The following is a 16484-nucleotide window of genomic DNA, read 5'->3' as shown; positions in this document are numbered from 1 at the left end:
ATGAGGTGATGGCATGGGGAATCAGGATCGCAAACCTGCAAATCTTCACACTGCAAATCGCGCCCGCTACACGATAGCATAATGGGTATCTGTTTAATTCCGTTGAAAAGGATCGTTGTTTTATTACGTGAGGGTCAGAAATGAAGGTTGTTGATTAGCAGAATGGCAGGCACAAAAAAACCACCTTTCGGTGGTTTCACGACACTGCTTATTGCTTTGATTATTCTGCTTTTTCCCATGGTAGCCGGAGTGGGACTTGAACCCACACAGCGCGAACGCCGAGGGATTTTAAATCCCTTGTGTCTACCGATTCCACCATCCGGCCAGGGAAGAAAGTGGAGGCGCGTTCCGGAGTCGAACCGGACTAGACGGATTTGCAATCCGCTACATAACCGCTTTGCTAACGCGCCTTAAATCTGTTGTCTTTCGACCTGCACCCGCAAGCTGCCGATGCATTAATCTGGAGCGGGAAACGAGACTCGAACTCGCGACCCCGACCTTGGCAAGGTCGTGCTCTACCAACTGAGCTATTCCCGCATGTCATCAAGTAACTATTTAACTACTTCCTAACCACTTGATTTCATTGTCGTCCGGCTAACTGTGCCGCCGTTCGATGCGTTGCATTCTACTGATATGACGTTTTGAGTCAACGTTATTTTTTGCATCTCAGGATCGTTTGCTGAAAATTAAGCCGAAACGATCACTGTTCAAGCAAATCACCGCGCGCAGCGTTCAAATATTGCAGCATTGACCACAGCGTCAGCACCGCCGCAACCCACAGCAGACCAATGCCGGCCCACTCTACCCAGGCATTCGGACGCCACAGCATCCATACCAGCGCCGCCATCTGTGCGGTGGTTTTAACTTTACCGATCCAGGACACCGCCACGCTACTGCGTTTACCCAGCTCCGCCATCCACTCGCGCAGGGCAGAGATAATAATCTCACGGCCAATCATGGTCGCGGCAGGCAGCGTTACCCACCAGGTATGATAATGTTCCGCCACCAGCACCATCGCGATTGCCACCATCACCTTATCCGCAACCGGATCGAGGAACGCGCCAAAGCGGGTACTCTGGTTCCAGCGACGCGCCAGATAACCGTCAAACCAGTCCGTCACGGCAGCGATCAGGAAAATAAGCGCACAGGCAAAAGGCGCCCAGACGACCGGCAGGTAAAATGCCAGGACGAAGAACGGAATGAGCACAACGCGAAAAAGAGTGAGCAACGTAGGGATATTAAATCGCATGATGACGGTAACTGTCTGTTGTCAGTAAAATTTAGCTCTATGTTGCTACAGAGCCCTCAATGTTTCAACGAGTAGTAGATCTTTTCTGCCAGCCCTTGCGAAATACCCGGCACTTTTGCAATTTCGTCCATACTGGCGTTGAGTAATCCTTGCAATCCGCCCATATACTTCAACAGCATCTGGCGACGTTTTGGCCCGACGCCTTCAATCGTCTCAAGGGTACTGGTATTTTTCACTTTCGCCCGTTTTTTACGGTGCCCACTGATGGCATGATCGTGCGACTCATCGCGGATATGCTGGATCACATGCAGCGCAGGGGAATCCGGCGGCAGGCTAAAGCCCTCGCCTTCCGGCTCAAAGAACAGCGTTTCCAGGCCAGCCTTACGATCTGCCCCTTTCGCTACCCCTAGCAGCAGCGGATGGTTCTTATCCCACTCCACGTCGAGCGATTCAAATACCGCCTTCGCCTGCCCCAACTGCCCTTTCCCGCCGTCGATAAGGATAACGTCCGGGATTTTGCTCTCTTCAATCGCTTTACCATAGCGACGGCGCAGCACCTGGTTCATGGCGGCATAATCGTCACCGGGCGTAATGCCGGTGATGTTATAGCGACGATACTCTGCCCGCAGCGGACCGTTGGCATCAAAGACCACACACGACGCCACGGTCTGCTCACCCATCGTATGGCTGATGTCGAAGCATTCCATGCGTTTCACTTCCGGCAGCTTAAGCAGCGTAGCAAGCGCGGTTAAACGCTGGCTGACGGTCGACTGCTGGGACAGTTTGGTGGTCAGCGCCGTGGCGGCATTGGTTCGCGCCAGCTTCAGATAACGCGCGCGATCGCCGCGCGGTTTCGTCTGAACATTCACCCGGCGGCCTGCCAGCTCTGAAAGCGACTCCGCCAGCAGGGTTTTATCATCGAGCGTGAAGTCGAGCAGGATCTCCGAGGGCAGCGTACGCATCTGGCTGCCCTGCAAATAAAACTGGCCGACGAAGGTCTCCACCACTTCACCCAGCTCAGTGCCGCCCGGCACTTTCGGGAAGTAGCTGCGGCTGCCGAGCACTTTGCCCTGACGAATAAAAAGCACATGAACGCAGGCCAGACCGGCGTCAAAGGCTACGCCGATAACATCGAGGTCGTCGCCCGTATTGGAAACAAACTGCTTCTCGGTCACCCTGCGCACCGCCTGAATCTGGTCGCGGATGCGTGCGGCCTCCTCAAATTCCAGCGCCGTGCTGGCTTTTTCCATACGGGCAATCAGTTGCGTCAGCACCTGATCGTCTTTCCCGGCTAAAAACAGGCGGACATATTCCACCTGCTGCGCGTACTCTTCTTCGCTCACCAGCCCTTCAACGCACGGCCCCAGGCAGCGGCCAATCTGATATTGCAGGCATGGCCGGGAGCGGTTGCGATAAACGCTATTTTCGCACTGGCGAACAGGAAAGATTTTTTGCAAAAGCGCCAGCGTTTCCCGCACGGCATAACCGTTCGGGAACGGGCCGAAATATTCACCTTTCGCATGCTTAGCGCCACGATGCATCGCCAGCCGCGGGTGCGTGTCGCCGCTCAGGAAGATAAACGGATAGGATTTGTCATCGCGCAGCAGAACGTTGTAGCGCGGCTGATACAACTTAATGTAGTTGTGCTCAAGGAGCAGCGCTTCCGTTTCCGTATGCGTTACGGTGACATCAATGTTGTGTATAAGTGCGACCAGCGCTTCGGTTTTACGAGAGGCAAGGTTGCTGCGGAAATAGCTGGAAAGGCGTTTCTTCAGATCTTTCGCCTTACCGACATAGATAACCGTACCGCCAGCATCGTACATACGGTAGACGCCTGGCTGGCTGGTGACGGTTTTCAGAAATGCTTTTGAATCGAACGCTTCACTCACTGACTTATTAACGACTCCGCATTGCACAAACCATGGCGAATGGCCAGGTGAGTCAGTTCGACATCACCGTGAATGTTCAGTTTACTGAACATTCGATAGCGATAGCTGTTGACCGTTTTCGGGCTGAGATTCAGCTGCTCTGAGATCTCATTCACCTTCTGACCTTTAGTGATCATCAGCATAATCTGCAATTCGCGCTCAGACAAACTGGCAAACGGAGATTCCGTTTTTTCCGGTTCAATCTGACTCAGAGCCATCTGTTGAGCAATATCAGAAGCGATGTAGCGCTGCCCGGCGTGTACGGTGCGGATCGCATTGACGACTTCCTGCGGCGCGGCGCCTTTACTGAGATACCCGGCAGCACCCGCCTGCATAACCCTGGCAGGCAGCGGATTTTCGGTATGGACGGTCAGCATGATAACTTTGGTATCAACAAACATGCGCGCGATTTTGCGCGTGGCTTCAAGCCCGCCAATACCGGGCATGTTCATATCCATCAGCACCACGTCTGCGGAGTTAGCGCGACACCATTTAACGGCATCTTCGCCACAGCACGCCTCGCCGGCAACTTTAATACCCTTTATATCTTCAAGAATGCGTCGTATCCCTGCGCGCACCAGTTCGTGGTCATCAACAAGAAGGACGTTGATCAAAGGAAATGTCTCCAGAATAGGGATAACGCTACTGACTGCTAATTGGGTTTATATTAACGGTTTTCCATGCAAGATTAAAACGCTAAAAAATCGGCTATTCGATTCTGGTCTCGTTTTTGGAAATTAAGCTGTACAGTAAGTGGAAAGAAAACCCTTGCCCGCTGGGCTTTTACCTCTATTTTAAAGCATCGACATTCGAAAAGTTACTAAAACAGTTGTTAACTCAAACGAAAAAGAGCGCGCGATTTTTTGTAACAACAATTAACGAATGGCGAACCGGGGATAAACATTTAATTGTCGCTAACATATTGGACAGAGTACCTTCATAATCCGCGCCGCCCAATAATCACTGCGCGATAAGTATAAAAAACAACCACTGCATTTTTTGCCGTAGCTTGTGGTATACTCCGCCGCCTTAACTTTCATCGTCGCGCTCATGCGCTGTTTTATAATGAGGAAAATAAATGAGCACACCTGAATTTGCCACTGCCGAGAATAACCAGGAACTGGCACAGGAAGTAAACTGCCTGAAGTCGCTGCTGACGCTTATGCTACAAGCGATGGGCCAGGCTGATGCTGGTCGTGTGATCATTAAAATGGAAAAACAGATCGCGCAGATGGAAGACCAGGCGGAATCCGCTGTTTTTGCCAATACGGTTAAGCAAATTAAACAAGCCTACCGCCAGTAACAAAAACGGCTGGATGCAAAGCATTCAGCCGTTTTCTCGTCTGACACGCAGAACGTGATATCAGTCAGATAAGCCCCGTCGCCGCGGCATAACACGCTATCTGGATCTTATTCGGTGCGTTGAATTTCTTCTGCATATTCTTTTGATGGAAATTGACGGTATTTTCCGAGATGGAGAGAATGATGGCGATTTCTGCCGACGTCTTCCCTTCTGCGGTCCACTTCAGAATTTCCCGCTCACGCTTGCTGAATTTCATTTCAGGCGGCATCACCGTCTCATGTTCAAAGCGTAACAGTGTGGTGAGCGCCATCTGGACGAGCATTTGTAAACGCAGCTCAACTTCTTCACTGGATATCGAGTGTGCCTGTAAGCTGGTACATGACACGGAGAGGAAACCGAGCGCATGATTTGGCATCATCAGACACTGCGTTATTCCCTTGCGTAATCCGTGGTCCCGCGCGCCGTCCCATAATTGCTGGGCATCCGTGAATAATTCATCCGTCCAGGGCAAATGTCCCTGAATGAAATTCTCGGGCTTCAGCACCGGGTCAATGGCGAAATAATTCTCGGACTGATATTGCGCCATCCATTGTTGCGGATAACTGGAATGGACGGAGGTTCGCGGGCGGGTAAATGGCACAGGGTGTCGAACACAAAGCGCATAATAATCGAATTCAAGCGCCTGCGTTTGTCGCTGAAGTTCCTGATATACCTCTTCGGCACAGGTCATTTCCTGAAACCGGAGGAAGCATTCCCGTCGCCAGGTGAAAAAGTCTATATCCCTCATACTTACTGAATGAAGCCTCTGATAAAGATAATCATTATTATGGTGAATATAACCTAACACATAAAGCATGATTATTTATATAAAATATCGGCCACAGGCAGATTATCTTTAATTTGGCGATGGCTTATCCACATCAGGCGGAATAAAAAAGCAACAGAACGGAGTTTAAGGGAGGATAATTTGCTCCAGAAGCGGCATCTGGAGCAAATTGAACGCTAAAATGCTACTGCATTAAGAATTTTTCAAGGAACTGACGGGTTCGGGGCTGCTGCGGATTGGCAAACAGCGCTTTAGCCGGCCCCTGCTCAACTATTCTCCCCTGATCCATGAAAATAGCCCGATCGGCAACGTCGCGAGCGAAGCTCATTTCATGCGTCACAATCACCATCGTGCGTTTCTCCTGCGCCAGCTGTCGGATCGTGTTCAGTACTTCCCCGACCAGCTCAGGATCGAGCGCGGATGTGGGTTCGTCAAACAGGATCACATCCGGGCGCATCGCCAGCGCGCGCGCAATGGCGACACGCTGCTGCTGCCCGCCAGATAAGCGACGCGGATAGCTCGTCTCCTTCCCTGCCAGCCCAACCTTCGCCAGCAGCTCGCGGGCGCGGACCGTCGCGTCTTCCTTAGGTTCCCCCTTGACGATGACCGGCCCTTCAATAATGTTTTCCAGCACCGTGCGGTGCGGAAAGAGATTAAAGCTCTGGAACACGAAGCCGACATGCTGGCGCAGGCGGCGAATCAGCCCTTTTTGCTGGCTGATGGGTTTCCCGGTATCAATGGTGATATCACCCACGCGGATCGTCCCGCCTTCGGGCTGCTCCAGTAAATTGATGCTGCGCAGCAGCGTGGTTTTGCCTGATCCGCTCGGGCCGATAATGGCCACCACTTCGCCCTGCTCAACTTCAAGGTCAATGCCATGCAGCACCGTTTGTCCATGGAATTTTTTCACCAGGTTTTTAACGTCAATTGCACTCATTTTGGATCACGCTCCTGGCGGTTAAGCTGGTTTTCAAAATAGTTTTGCAGAGCGGACAGCACCGTCGCCATCACCCAGTAAATCAGAGAGGCCGCCAGATACATGGTAAACACTTCCAGCGTGCGCGAGGTGATCAGCTGCGCCTGACGGAACAGCTCCGGCACCTGAATGGTCGCCGCAAGCGAGGTGTCTTTCACCAGGCTGATAAAGCTGTTGCTCAGCGGCGGCAGCGCCACGCGCGCCGCCTGGGGCAGGATCGCCCGGCGCAGCGTCTGCCACGGGGTCATCCCGATACTGGCCGCCGCTTCCCACTGTCCTTTATCGATGGAGGAGATCGCCGCACGCAGCGTTTCAGAGGTGTACGCCGCGGTATTCAGCGACAGGCCTATCATCGCCGCCGGGATCGGATCCAGCTCAATACCGAACTGTGGCAGACCGTAGTAAATCATAAACAGCTGGGCGATAAGCGGCGTTCCGCGGAACACGGAGATGTAAAACCGCGCCAGCCACCGCACCGGCCAGATGTTCGACATGCGCATCAGTGCCAGCACAAACCCGAGCACCAGCCCGAAGAACATCCCGCCGATACTGAGCTGTAAAGTAAACACCGCGCCCTTAAGCAAGAACGGCAGCGAATCAATAACCAGTTGAATACTTTCTTGCATTATTATTTTTCTACCTGATTTTTAGACATGAGGATGATAGGCAAACAGCGCAGGCGCTCCGCCAGTATGAACAAACAAAATGGGTCCTTCATCCTTAAAGCGCTTGCGGGCGATGCCGTCGATCAGGCCCGCCATTGCCTTGCCGGTATAGACCGGGTCGAGCAGAATACCTTCGAGACGGGCCAGCAGCTTAACCGCCTCCATCCCTTCATCATTGGGGGTGCCATAGCCCGGCGCGAAATAGTCATCCCACAGCACTATTTCCGCCTTCGCCTGAAGCGCAAGCTGTTCAGCCACCGCCTGTTGCAGGGTGACGACTTTCGGCTTCTGGTCCGCAACGCTTCTGGAAACGGTCACGCCAATCAGCTCGACGTCTGGCATCAGCTGCTCAAGCCCGACCGCTAAACCGGCATGGGTTCCCGCACTGCCGGACGCCACCACCACCGAGGATAAACTTACCGCGCCTTCGCACTGCTGAGCGAATTCCAGCGCGCTCTCAACATAGCCGAGGGCACCCAGCGCATTCGAGCCGCCAACCGGGATCACGTACGGACGAAAACCCTGCGCTTCCAGACGCGTCGCCAGCTCGTCGAGCTGTGCAGCCGGGTCGGTCAACGCGTCGACCATTTCAACCTGCACGTTGAACAGATCCAGCAGCAGACGGTTACCGTTAGTCAGGTAATTCTCTGCCTGCGTGCCGATCGGATTCTCCAGCAGGGCTACGCAGTGGAGTCCCAGCTTCGCCGCCACTGCCGCCGTCTGGCGAACGTGGTTAGACTGAATTGCCCCGGCGGTGATCAGCGTGTCCGCGCCTTCGCGCAGGGCATCGGCGGCGAGAAATTCCAGCTTGCGCAGCTTATTTCCGCCCATCGCCATGGGCGTCACATCGTCACGCTTAATGAATATATCGCGCCCCAGGTAGTCAGAAAATCGCGGCAGATACTCCAGCGGCGTGGGTGCGCCGATAAATTCCAGACGGGGAAAGCGCGTTAAATTCTGTAGTGACATGGTTCCTCCGGTCACGCAAACAATTGTTATTTCATTATGCACGCAGACGCGCGAGAAATAAAAAAGGCGCTTTTAAAAGCGCCTTTTTTTGTCAGTCAGAGACTTATTTCGTCACGTCTGCGCCGAACCACTTCTCAGAAAGCGCCTTCAGGCTGCCGTCTTTCTGCATCTCAGCAATGGCGCCGTCGATGGCTTTCAGCAGATCCTCGTTACCTTTACGCACCGCCACGCCGGACTCCTGACGGGAGAACGCATCACCCGCGACAGCCAGGGTATTGTTGGTTTTCTTCACCAGATCCAGCGCTGCCAGGCGGTCAACCAGAATGGCGTCAATACGGCCTACGCGTAGATCCTGGTATTTCGTCGGGTCATCATCGTAGGTACGGATGTCCACGCCCTGCACGTTCTGGCGCAGCCACTCTTCGTAGTTGGTGCCCAGACCGACGCCGACTTTCTTACCTTTCAGGTCCGCTGCGGACTTGATGCTGCCTTCGTTACCTTTCTTCACCAGCGCCTGAATACCGGACACGGTGTACGGCGTGGAGAAGTCATACTTCTTCTTACGCTCGTCAGAAATGGTTACCTGGTTAATCACCACGTCAATACGTTTGGAATCCAGTGACGCCAACATCCCGTCCCATTTGGTGGGTTTCAGGGAGGCTTTAACGCCGAGGTGTTTTGCCAGCTCCTGCGCAAACTCCACTTCAAAACCGGTCAGTTTACCGTCGTCGCCCTGGAAGCTGAACGGAGGATAGGTTCCTTCCAGCCCAACCAGCAGCGTGCCGCGCTCTTTAACTTTGTTGAGCAGATTCTCTGCCGCGAACGTTTTCACACTCATCCCCGCGACCAGCGCAACGGCCATCATCCCCATCAGCGCCTGACGACCCAGAAGTGCTAATTTCATAAGTACCCCGATACAGTGGAATTTTTGAGTAGTGTAGAGAAATCGCCTGCAACGTCAAAGGCGGCTGCGCTACATCTTATTCTTTTTTAATATATATCAGAAGTTGTTCCGGCGCGGACTTTCTGCTTTATGACGCCCGGCATCTGGACTTTATATTGCGCGTACTTTCGCAGCGCGATGCGGTAATTATTGGTACTGGTGGCGGGCAACCAGGGTTCCAGATTTTCATCCAGGTATCCGGTCGTCAGCAGATCGCGGGAGATATTTTGCATGGTCAAATGCTGACCCAGGCGGCGCAGGCGAACCACGTATTCACGCACGGTGCCGTGACTCATCTCCGTTTGTTCAAACAGGAATTGCTTGAAGCCGATAATATCGAAGAAGTCGCTTTGCTCTTTGCAATGGAGATCGCCACAGAAACGGCAAAGCGCTACCCACTCTTTTTGCTCTTCAAGCCAGGCGGCTTCATCCATCAGCGTGTCGAGGCGGGAAATCGCAATCTTATTCACGATTTCACCGCGACGAACCAGCGTGATGCGGTCGAGTAATTTTTTACAGTGGGCGCAATGCGTCTGGCTGTGTTTAAAGTCTTTCAGGTAGCGGCTTAAAGGCCGTCTTTTAGATTGCTGCACCGTCATGATAACTCCTGGTTGTCAATACGTTGTGCGGCATTTCCAAGGCGAATAACTCACCTATAACTTACCCAGTTTTGTGCGCAGGCGTTTAATGGCCTGGCTGTGCAGCTGGCTCACCCGTGACTCGCCCACCTCCAGCACGGCGCCAATCTCTTTGAGATTGAGCTCTTCCTGGTAATAGAGGGTTAACACCAGTTGCTCACGTTCCGGTAAAGCTTCAATCGCTTCCATCACGCGCTGGCGTAAATTCCCTTCCAGTAAATGGTGTAACGGGTTTTCTTGCTGGTGTTCATCGGTCACCAGCTCGATGCTATCGCCATGCTCTTCGCGCCACTCATCATAAGAGAAGAGTTGGCTGTTATTGGTATCGAGCAACATCTGGCGATACTCTTCAACAGGAATGCCCAGACGCTCCGCTACTTCGGTTTCCGTCGCGTTGCGCCCCAGCTCCTGTTCCAGCTGCCCCATCGCATGCGCCACTTCGCGCGCGTTGCGGCGAACGCTGCGCGGCACCCAGTCGCGGCTGCGCAGCTCGTCCAGCATCGCACCACGAATACGCTGCACTGCGTAAGTCGTAAATGCCGTTCCTTGCAGAGCGTCGTACCGGTCAACTGCATTCAATAACCCGATACCGCCCGCCTGTAGCAGATCGTCCAGTTCCACGCTCGCCGGCAAACGCACCTGGAGGCGCAATGCTTCGTGACGCACCAGCGGAACATAACGCTGCCACAGCGAGTGTTTATCCATTACACCTTCAGCGGTATAGAGTGAATTCACGATAAACAGCCCTGCGTTAGTTGAGTTATCGGCATGATTATCCGATTCTGGAGGGGTTTTAATCGGGTGAATAGTGGGTGAAATGAGGGGTTATTTGGGGGGTTACGCGTAAATGCGGACAGAAAAAACCCCGCCGAAGCGGGGTTTGAGCTTAATCAGGCGATTAGCCTTGCAGCAGAGACAGAACCTGCTGAGGAACCTGGTTAGCTTTGGCCAACACGGAGTTACCGGCCTGCTGAACGATTTGCGCTTTAGACATGTTGGACACTTCGGTCGCATAGTCGGCGTCCTGAATACGGGACTGCGCTTCAGACAGGTTGGTGGTGGTGTTGTTCAGGTTGGTTACAGCAGAATCCAGACGGTTCTGGATAGCACCCAGTGAAGAACGGAATTTGTCTACGCTTGAAATCGCATCATCAAGCGCTGCCAGAGGATTGCTGGTAGACGTTTTGATTGCAGACAGAGTTTGAGTCTGGAGATTAGCACCGCCAAGGTCAGAGGATTTGTAAGTTTTGGCATTTTCGCCTGAACCTACGGTTACCACTTCGGTCAGGCCGTTAGTCCCGCCCAATGTTACATTAGCGCCTGTTACAGCGGCACCGTCTGCATCGGTATAGTTGATAGTTTTTGCTGTTACAACGCCGTTGGTGACATCAGCTGCATAGAGTTTGTTGTCAGTGCCTTTTAATGCATAAGCTTTATCGCCCGCAGCATTGGTCACTTGATACAGTTTTGCACCTGGGATGGCAGCGACAGAGGCATCGGTCATGTCGATAGCTTTGTCTACAGTAACTTTGGTCAGCGCAACATCATCTGATTTAACAGAAGTTTGGTCTGCGACTTTGGAACCCAGAGTCACTGCACCAGAGGCGTTGTCGATGCTAACTGAGTAATAACCATTTTTGGTTGCATCAGTAGTTGCACCTGTTACTTTTGCAAAATAACTACCGTCTTCACCTTTTACGATAGTAGCAGTAGTGTTACCCGTTTCTAAACCATCGACAGCAGTATTAAACGCAGTGGTGTTTAATGTCACATCGGTAGGAACGGTAGTCAGCTCTTTACCAGTTGAAACATTTGCAGTCTGAATGTTAAGACCCTTAAGACCCAGGGTAGAAGAGTCGATTTTTTTCAGGTCGATTTCGATAGTTTGGCCATCGTTAGCGCCAACCTGAATTTTCATTGAACCGTCTTTAGCCAGCACGTTCACGCCGTTGAACTGAGTCTGTTCAGATACACGGTCAATTTCATCCAGACGAGATGTAATTTCGTCCTGAATAGATGCCAGGTCAGAATCGGAGTTGGTGCCTGTGGAAGCCTGCACAGACAGCTCACGGATACGCTGCAAGTTATTGTTGATTTCAGACAGAGCACCTTCAGTGGTCTGCGCAACAGAGATACCATCATTAGCGTTACGTGCAGCCTGAGTCAGGCCTTTGATGTTAGAGGTGAAGCGGTTAGCAATCGCCTGGCCCGCAGCGTCATCTTTTGCGCTGTTGATACGCAGACCGGATGACAGACGCTCAATGGCGGTAGACATTGAAGACTGGTTCTTGTTGATGTTGTTCTGAGTGATCAGCGAGAGGCTGTTGGTATTAATGACTTGTGCCATGATTACGTTTCCTGTTGTTCATCAAATCTGTGGGTTAGATTTGGGTTTCCACCCTTCGGCTTCATCGCCGTCAATGGTGTTATCGTCTGGTCCAAAACAACCTTTAGATTTTTTTTCAGGATCGCGTCATTTTTTTTAGCCACAGAAATACTCTTCTCTATTAGCGTTATTCTCGCCATTAAAAAAAAGAACATAACCGTAAACTTTCTTGAGTTGAGGCCGATAACCCCACTATTCGTTCTACGTGTCGTTACATTAAGGAATAAATATGGCAAGTATTTCTACGTTGGGAGTCGGTTCAGGTTTGCAGTTAGGTGACATTCTGGACAGTCTGACCGCTGCACAAAAAGCACAGCTGGCGCCGATCTCTAAGCAGCAAACTTCCTATACAGCAAAACTTAGTGCCTACGGCACGCTGAAAAGTGCACTGGAATCCTTCCAGACGGCAAATACTGCACTTAGCAAAGCCGATCTGTTTACAGCGACTACCACCGCCAGCAGCAGCACAGCCTTCAGTGCCACAACCACCGGCAGCGCGATTGCGGGTAAATACACCATTAACGTATCGCAGCTGGCGCAGGCGCAAACCCTGACAACAGCAAAAACGCAAAGCGATAATAAAACGGCGATTGCGACAGCAGACAGCACCATCACCATTCAGCAAGGTGGTGACAAGAAACCTGTCACCATTAATATCAGTGCAGAAAACAGTTCTCTAACGGGTATCCGAGATGCAATCAACAAAGCGGATGCCGGCGTAAGTGCCAGCATTATTAACGTCGGAAATGGTGAGTATCGTCTGTCCATTACGTCGAAAGATACCGGTAAAGACAATGCCATGACCATTAGTGTCAGCGGTGATACGGCACTTGAGTCCTTCATGGGCTACAACGGTAATAGCGCAGACACCGCTAACGGTATGCTGGAAAGCGTTACGGCTCAAAATGCGCTGTTGAAAGTTAATAACGTTGATATTGAAAACAGCAGCAATACCATTAGTGATGCGCTGGAAGATATCACCCTCAACCTGAACGACGTGACTACCGGTAATCAGACCTTAACGATCACTACCGATAACACTAAAGCGACCAAAGCGATAAACGATTGGGTTACGGCGTATAACTCCCTGCAAGATACTTTCAGCAGCCTCACAAAATATACTGCTGTGGATGCGGGTTCAGACGCACAGAATACCAGCAACGGCGCGTTGTTAGGCGACAGTACACTACGCACTATTCAGACTCAGTTGAAAAGCGTGCTGAATAACCCTCACACCAGTTCCAATATTAAGACCCTGGCACAAGCTGGCATTACGACAGACCCAAGCACCGGCAAACTAAAAGTGGATGATGACAAACTTAGCGCAGCAATGAAGACAAATTCCGCTGGTATGAAGGATCTGCTGGTAGGCGACGGTAAGACATCGGGGATCACTACCACTGTTGGGACGAATCTGACTGGTTGGCTCTCCAGCACCGGCATCATTCAGGCTGCAAAAGATGGCGTCAGTAAAACCCTGAACAATTTAACTAAGCAATACAACGCGGCCAGCGAGCGTATCGACACCATGGTAGCGCGTTATAAAGAACAGTTTACGCAATTGGACGTCATGATGAACTCGCTGAACTCTACGAGCAGCTACCTTACACAGCAGTTCGAAAATACGTCTTCCAACAAGTAGTAACAGATAATCAGACCCGAGGGGGATAACATGTACGGCGCAAAAGGCACGCAAGCCTACGCAAAGATAGAAGTTGAAAGCGCGGTGATGAGCGCCAGCCAGCAGCAACTGGTTATCATGCTATTTGATGGTGCCCTCAGCGCGCTGGTACGCGCGCGTCTGTTCCTAGCAGACGGTAATATCCCGGCAAAAGGGTTGGCACTCTCCAAAGCGATTAATATCATCGAAAATGGCCTGAAGGTCGGATTGGATGAAGAGAGTAAAGACGAGTTAACACAAAACCTGATCGCTCTCTATGCCTATATGGTTCGTCGCCTGCTTCAGGCCAACCTTCGCAATGATGCCAGTGCCATCGAAGAGGTGGAAAATTTACTGCGCAATATTGCGGATGGCTGGAAGGAGGCAGCAGGTATACCAACTCTTGTCCAGGACGCCGTCTAATGAGTAACGCACCGCAACTTTATGCCCTTTATCAGCAACTCCTTGAGCAGAGCCAGTTGATGTTGCGACTGGCCCGGCAGGGACTATGGGATGATCTGATCATCTGTGAAACCGACTATGTTAATGCGGTGCACTCACTGGCTCGTCTCACTCAGGAAAGTGAACCTTCGATGCAGATTCAGGAGCAGCTTCGCCCGACGCTGCGGGTGATCCTGGACAACGAAGGCCAGGTAAAAACGTTGCTGCAAGCCAGAATGGATGAGCTGGCGAAGCTGGTCGGGCAATCCTCCATCCAGAAAACCGTTCTCTCCACCTACGGTAACCAGGGCGGTCATGTCCTGGTTCCGCAAAGTAATAGCGATATCAATTAGCCATTTAACTGGCGGGCAAACGTTAACCGTTTCGTTCGCCAGGCATTTCTGCCAAACCTGCTCCATACTTGAGTTTCGCGACCTCATGGAGATGGTGCATGCGCAACCCAACACTTTTACAATGTTTTCACTGGTACTACCCCACCGGGGGCGAATTGTGGCGAGAAGTCACGGCATTAGCCCCCAACCTGAACGAAATCGGCATCAATATGGTCTGGTTACCGCCGGCCTACAAAGGGGCATCCGGCGGCTATTCCGTCGGGTATGACTCTTATGACCTTTTCGACCTCGGTGAATTTGACCAGAAAGGCAGCGTCGCCACCAAATACGGCGATAAAGCCCAGCTGCTGGAGGCCATCAACGCCTTAAAAAGCAACCAGATTGCGGTGCTTCTGGACGTGGTGGTCAACCATAAAATGGGGGCCGATGAAAAGGAACCCGTCCGCGTGCAGCGCGTGGATGCTCAGGATCGCACCCAAATCAGCGATGAGATCATCGAATGTGAAGCCTGGACGCGCTACACCTTCCCCGTTCGGGCCGGGCAGTATTCGCAGTTCATCTGGGATTACAAATGCTTCAGCGGTATCGACCACATTGAAAACCCCAATGAGGACGGTATCTTCAAAATCGTGAACGACTACACCGGCGAAGGCTGGAACGATCAGGTCGACGACGAGATGGGCAATTTCGATTACCTGATGGGTGAAAATATTGATTTTCGCAACCACGCGGTGACGGAGGAGATCAAATACTGGGCGCGCTGGGTGATGGAGCAAACCCACTGCGACGGCTTCCGCCTGGACGCGGTAAAACACATCCCGGCCTGGTTCTACAAAGAGTGGATTGAGCACGTTCAGGAGGTGGCCCCGCAGCCGCTGTTTATCGTGGCGGAATACTGGTCTCACGAAGTGGATAAATTGCAGCACTACATCAATCAGGTGGACGGTAAAACCATGCTGTTTGATGCGCCGCTGCAAATGAAATTTCACGAAGCGTCACGCCAGGGACGCGACTACGATATGAGCCAGATTTTCACCGGTACGCTGGTGGAAGCCGATCCGTTCCATGCCGTGACGCTGGTTGCCAACCACGACACCCAACCCTTGCAGGCGCTGGAAGCCCCGGTTGAAGCCTGGTTCAAACCGCTGGCCTACGCGCTCATCCTGCTGCGTGAAAACGGCGTGCCGAGCGTGTTCTACCCGGATCTTTTTGGCGCCAGCTATGACGACACCGGCGGGGATGGCGAGACGTATCACATCGATATGCCGGTGATTGAACAACTCCACGAGCTTATCCTCGCCCGGCAGCGTTTTGCCCACGGCGTGCAGACGCTGTTTTTCGATCATCCAAACTGTATTGCGTTCAGCCGCAGCGGGACTGAGGAACACCCGGGCTGTGTGGTGGTGCTGTCGAATGGCGATGACGGCGAGAAGACGATCTGCCTCGGGGAGAATTACGGCAATAAGACCTGGCGTGATTTTTTAGGCAACCGCGAGGAAACCGTGACCACGGCGGCGGATGGCGAAGGGACGTTCTTCTGTAACGGGGGCAGCGTCAGCGTCTGGGTGATTGAGGACGCGCTGTAGTGCTGGGAAAGTGCGGTCTGATGCCCTCACCCCGACCCTCTCCCACCGGGAGAGGGAGCAAACCCTAAAAACGGCAATATGATTGCCGTTTTGCTTTTACCGCTACGGAAGCTTACTCTCCAGCGGATTCTTGCTCAGGTAATCTGCGCATTCCACCGTTGGACGGTCAACCTTGTACAGTTCCATACCGTCATACTCCAGCGCCGCTCCATCACGCTCCAGCGGATAGACATCCAGCTTACGCGTCACGTTATAATAATCATCTGAACGCAGCATGATCTTACCCGGCACCGCGATAACGCGCTGCCACTGACGGCAATCCAGCGTATCCCCCTCTGGCGTCACCACCAGCGTGGCGATCGCTTCCGGGCTCACCATCGCGCTCTGCGGCCCTTTCGACTGCCAGTAACCTGCCAGTTGCGAAGGTACCGGGTGCTTAATTACTTCCTGATAGTTATCGACCTGAACACATCCCGCTAACGTCAGCATCGCAGCCACAATTGCTACTTTTTTCATCATCTTTCCTGCATGCGAAGAAAAAAATATTGTGGCATTAAAGCC

At 52.3% G+C, this 16484-nt stretch carries 17 protein-coding genes and 3 tRNA genes; 5 read left to right on the top strand and 15 right to left on the bottom strand.

Features of this window, described 5'->3' with window-relative positions; genetic code table 11:
* Positions 1–238: 238 nt before the first annotated feature.
* The 6 genes from SK58_RS10795 to uvrY form a co-directional block, all read right to left on the bottom strand.
* Positions 239–325 (bottom strand) — tRNA-Leu (locus tag SK58_RS10795).
* Positions 326–336: 11 nt separating this feature from the next.
* A tRNA-Cys gene (locus tag SK58_RS10790) sits at positions 337–410 on the bottom strand.
* Positions 411–461: 51 nt separating this feature from the next.
* Positions 462–537, bottom strand: a tRNA-Gly gene (locus SK58_RS10785).
* Positions 538–700: 163 nt separating this feature from the next.
* Complete coding sequence (gene pgsA, locus SK58_RS10780) at positions 701–1249, bottom strand: CDP-diacylglycerol--glycerol-3-phosphate 3-phosphatidyltransferase (protein WP_003859652.1); 549 nt, start codon at positions 1247–1249, stop codon at positions 701–703.
* A gap of 56 nt (positions 1250–1305) precedes the next feature.
* Positions 1306–3138, bottom strand: a complete 1833-nt coding sequence (uvrC, locus tag SK58_RS10775) for an excinuclease ABC subunit UvrC (protein WP_048219859.1) — start codon at positions 3136–3138, stop codon at positions 1306–1308.
* On the bottom strand, positions 3135–3791 hold the full coding sequence (uvrY, locus tag SK58_RS10770) for a UvrY/SirA/GacA family response regulator transcription factor (protein ID WP_017384478.1): 657 nt from the start codon (positions 3789–3791) through the stop codon (positions 3135–3137). The genes uvrC and uvrY overlap by 4 nt, the downstream gene beginning before the upstream one ends.
* 464 nt (positions 3792–4255) lie before the next feature.
* Here uvrY and SK58_RS10765 point away from each other — a divergent pair, with 464 nt between their 5' ends.
* Complete coding sequence (locus SK58_RS10765; protein ID WP_003859644.1) at positions 4256–4480, top strand: DUF2594 family protein; 225 nt, start codon at positions 4256–4258, stop codon at positions 4478–4480.
* Between the two features lie 64 nt (positions 4481–4544).
* Here SK58_RS10765 and sdiA read toward each other — a convergent pair whose 3' ends face one another.
* The 8 genes from sdiA to SK58_RS10725 all read right to left on the bottom strand — a co-directional run bounded on the left by sdiA (position 4545) and on the right by SK58_RS10725 (position 11844).
* Entirely contained in the window at positions 4545–5267 is a 723-nt protein-coding gene (gene sdiA / locus SK58_RS10760; protein WP_017384479.1) for a transcriptional regulator SdiA, read from the bottom strand.
* A gap of 223 nt (positions 5268–5490) precedes the next feature.
* Positions 5491–6243 (bottom strand): L-cystine ABC transporter ATP-binding protein TcyN, encoded by a 753-nt coding sequence (gene tcyN / locus SK58_RS10755; RefSeq protein ID WP_003859634.1) that lies wholly within the window; start codon positions 6241–6243, stop codon positions 5491–5493.
* On the bottom strand, positions 6240–6908 hold the full coding sequence (gene tcyL / locus SK58_RS10750) for a cystine ABC transporter permease (RefSeq protein ID WP_003859632.1): 669 nt from the start codon (positions 6906–6908) through the stop codon (positions 6240–6242). Before tcyL ends, tcyN begins: the two co-directional genes overlap by 4 nt.
* 21 nt (positions 6909–6929) lie before the next feature.
* Positions 6930–7916, bottom strand: coding sequence for a D-cysteine desulfhydrase (dcyD, locus tag SK58_RS10745; protein WP_032104236.1), 987 nt, complete (start codon positions 7914–7916; stop codon positions 6930–6932).
* 103 nt (positions 7917–8019) lie between these two features.
* Positions 8020–8820, bottom strand: a complete 801-nt coding sequence (gene tcyJ, locus SK58_RS10740; protein WP_003859627.1) for a cystine ABC transporter substrate-binding protein — start codon at positions 8818–8820, stop codon at positions 8020–8022.
* 86 nt (positions 8821–8906) lie between these two features.
* Positions 8907–9458, bottom strand: a complete 552-nt coding sequence (gene fliZ, locus SK58_RS10735; protein WP_015570235.1) for a flagella biosynthesis regulatory protein FliZ — start codon at positions 9456–9458, stop codon at positions 8907–8909.
* Between the two features lie 54 nt (positions 9459–9512).
* Positions 9513–10232: an RNA polymerase sigma factor FliA gene (locus tag SK58_RS10730; protein ID WP_003859623.1), complete on the bottom strand. Its 720-nt coding sequence runs from the start codon at positions 10230–10232 to the stop codon at positions 9513–9515.
* Between the two features lie 163 nt (positions 10233–10395).
* Positions 10396–11844 carry a flagellin N-terminal helical domain-containing protein gene (locus SK58_RS10725; RefSeq protein WP_045333307.1) on the bottom strand — a complete coding sequence of 483 codons (1449 nt, stop codon included), beginning with the start codon at positions 11842–11844 and terminating at the stop codon, positions 10396–10398.
* A 268-nt stretch (positions 11845–12112) separates the two neighbouring features.
* Between SK58_RS10725 and fliD the strand changes: the two genes are divergently transcribed.
* The 4 genes from fliD (at position 12113) to amyA (ending at position 15923) form a co-directional block, all read left to right on the top strand.
* Positions 12113–13525, top strand: coding sequence for a flagellar filament capping protein FliD (gene fliD, locus SK58_RS10715; protein WP_048219857.1), 1413 nt, complete (start codon positions 12113–12115; stop codon positions 13523–13525).
* Positions 13526–13555: 30 nt separating this feature from the next.
* A complete protein-coding gene (gene fliS, locus SK58_RS10710) occupies positions 13556–13966 on the top strand; it encodes a flagellar export chaperone FliS (protein ID WP_045333310.1) in 411 nt (136 codons plus the stop codon).
* Entirely contained in the window at positions 13966–14337 is a 372-nt protein-coding gene (gene fliT / locus SK58_RS10705; protein ID WP_006811148.1) for a flagella biosynthesis regulatory protein FliT, read from the top strand. The genes fliS and fliT overlap by 1 nt, the downstream gene beginning before the upstream one ends.
* Positions 14338–14435: 98 nt before the next feature.
* Positions 14436–15923, top strand: a complete 1488-nt coding sequence (gene amyA, locus SK58_RS10700; protein ID WP_003859614.1) for an alpha-amylase — start codon at positions 14436–14438, stop codon at positions 15921–15923.
* Between the two features lie 102 nt (positions 15924–16025).
* Here the strand turns inward: amyA and yedD are convergent, their stop codons facing one another.
* Positions 16026–16439: a lipoprotein YedD gene (gene yedD / locus SK58_RS10695; RefSeq protein WP_003859613.1), complete on the bottom strand. Its 414-nt coding sequence runs from the start codon at positions 16437–16439 to the stop codon at positions 16026–16028.
* Between the last annotated feature and the right edge of the window lie 45 nt (positions 16440–16484).

This window comes from Enterobacter sp. BIDMC93, from assembly GCF_001037805.1.
Classification (GTDB): Bacteria; Pseudomonadota; Gammaproteobacteria; order Enterobacterales; family Enterobacteriaceae; genus Enterobacter; species Enterobacter hormaechei_C.
The sequence above is the reverse complement of the archived record's forward strand: the minus strand, read 5'-3'. Positions and strand labels throughout refer to the sequence as shown.

What these genes read in the sequence shown, in the direction of transcription:
- pgsA (WP_003859652.1), bottom strand. Translation starts at nt 1,249, where the DNA reads ATGCGATTTAATATCCCTACGTTGCTCACTCTTTTTCGCGTTGTGCTC.
- SK58_RS10765 (WP_003859644.1), top strand. Translation starts at nt 4,256, where the DNA reads ATGAGCACACCTGAATTTGCCACTGCCGAGAATAACCAGGAACTGGCA.
- sdiA (WP_017384479.1), bottom strand. Translation starts at nt 5,267, where the DNA reads ATGAGGGATATAGACTTTTTCACCTGGCGACGGGAATGCTTCCTCCGG.
- tcyN (WP_003859634.1), bottom strand. Translation starts at nt 6,243, where the DNA reads ATGAGTGCAATTGACGTTAAAAACCTGGTGAAAAAATTCCATGGACAA.
- tcyL (WP_003859632.1), bottom strand. Translation starts at nt 6,908, where the DNA reads ATGCAAGAAAGTATTCAACTGGTTATTGATTCGCTGCCGTTCTTGCTT.
- dcyD (WP_032104236.1), bottom strand. Translation starts at nt 7,916, where the DNA reads ATGTCACTACAGAATTTAACGCGCTTTCCCCGTCTGGAATTTATCGGC.
- tcyJ (WP_003859627.1), bottom strand. Translation starts at nt 8,820, where the DNA reads ATGAAATTAGCACTTCTGGGTCGTCAGGCGCTGATGGGGATGATGGCC.
- fliZ (WP_015570235.1), bottom strand. Translation starts at nt 9,458, where the DNA reads ATGACGGTGCAGCAATCTAAAAGACGGCCTTTAAGCCGCTACCTGAAA.
- SK58_RS10725 (WP_045333307.1), bottom strand. Translation starts at nt 11,844, where the DNA reads ATGGCACAAGTCATTAATACCAACAGCCTCTCGCTGATCACTCAGAAC.
- fliD (WP_048219857.1), top strand. Translation starts at nt 12,113, where the DNA reads ATGGCAAGTATTTCTACGTTGGGAGTCGGTTCAGGTTTGCAGTTAGGT.
- fliS (WP_045333310.1), top strand. Translation starts at nt 13,556, where the DNA reads ATGTACGGCGCAAAAGGCACGCAAGCCTACGCAAAGATAGAAGTTGAA.
- fliT (WP_006811148.1), top strand. Translation starts at nt 13,966, where the DNA reads ATGAGTAACGCACCGCAACTTTATGCCCTTTATCAGCAACTCCTTGAG.
- amyA (WP_003859614.1), top strand. Translation starts at nt 14,436, where the DNA reads ATGCGCAACCCAACACTTTTACAATGTTTTCACTGGTACTACCCCACC.
- yedD (WP_003859613.1), bottom strand. Translation starts at nt 16,439, where the DNA reads ATGAAAAAAGTAGCAATTGTGGCTGCGATGCTGACGTTAGCGGGATGT.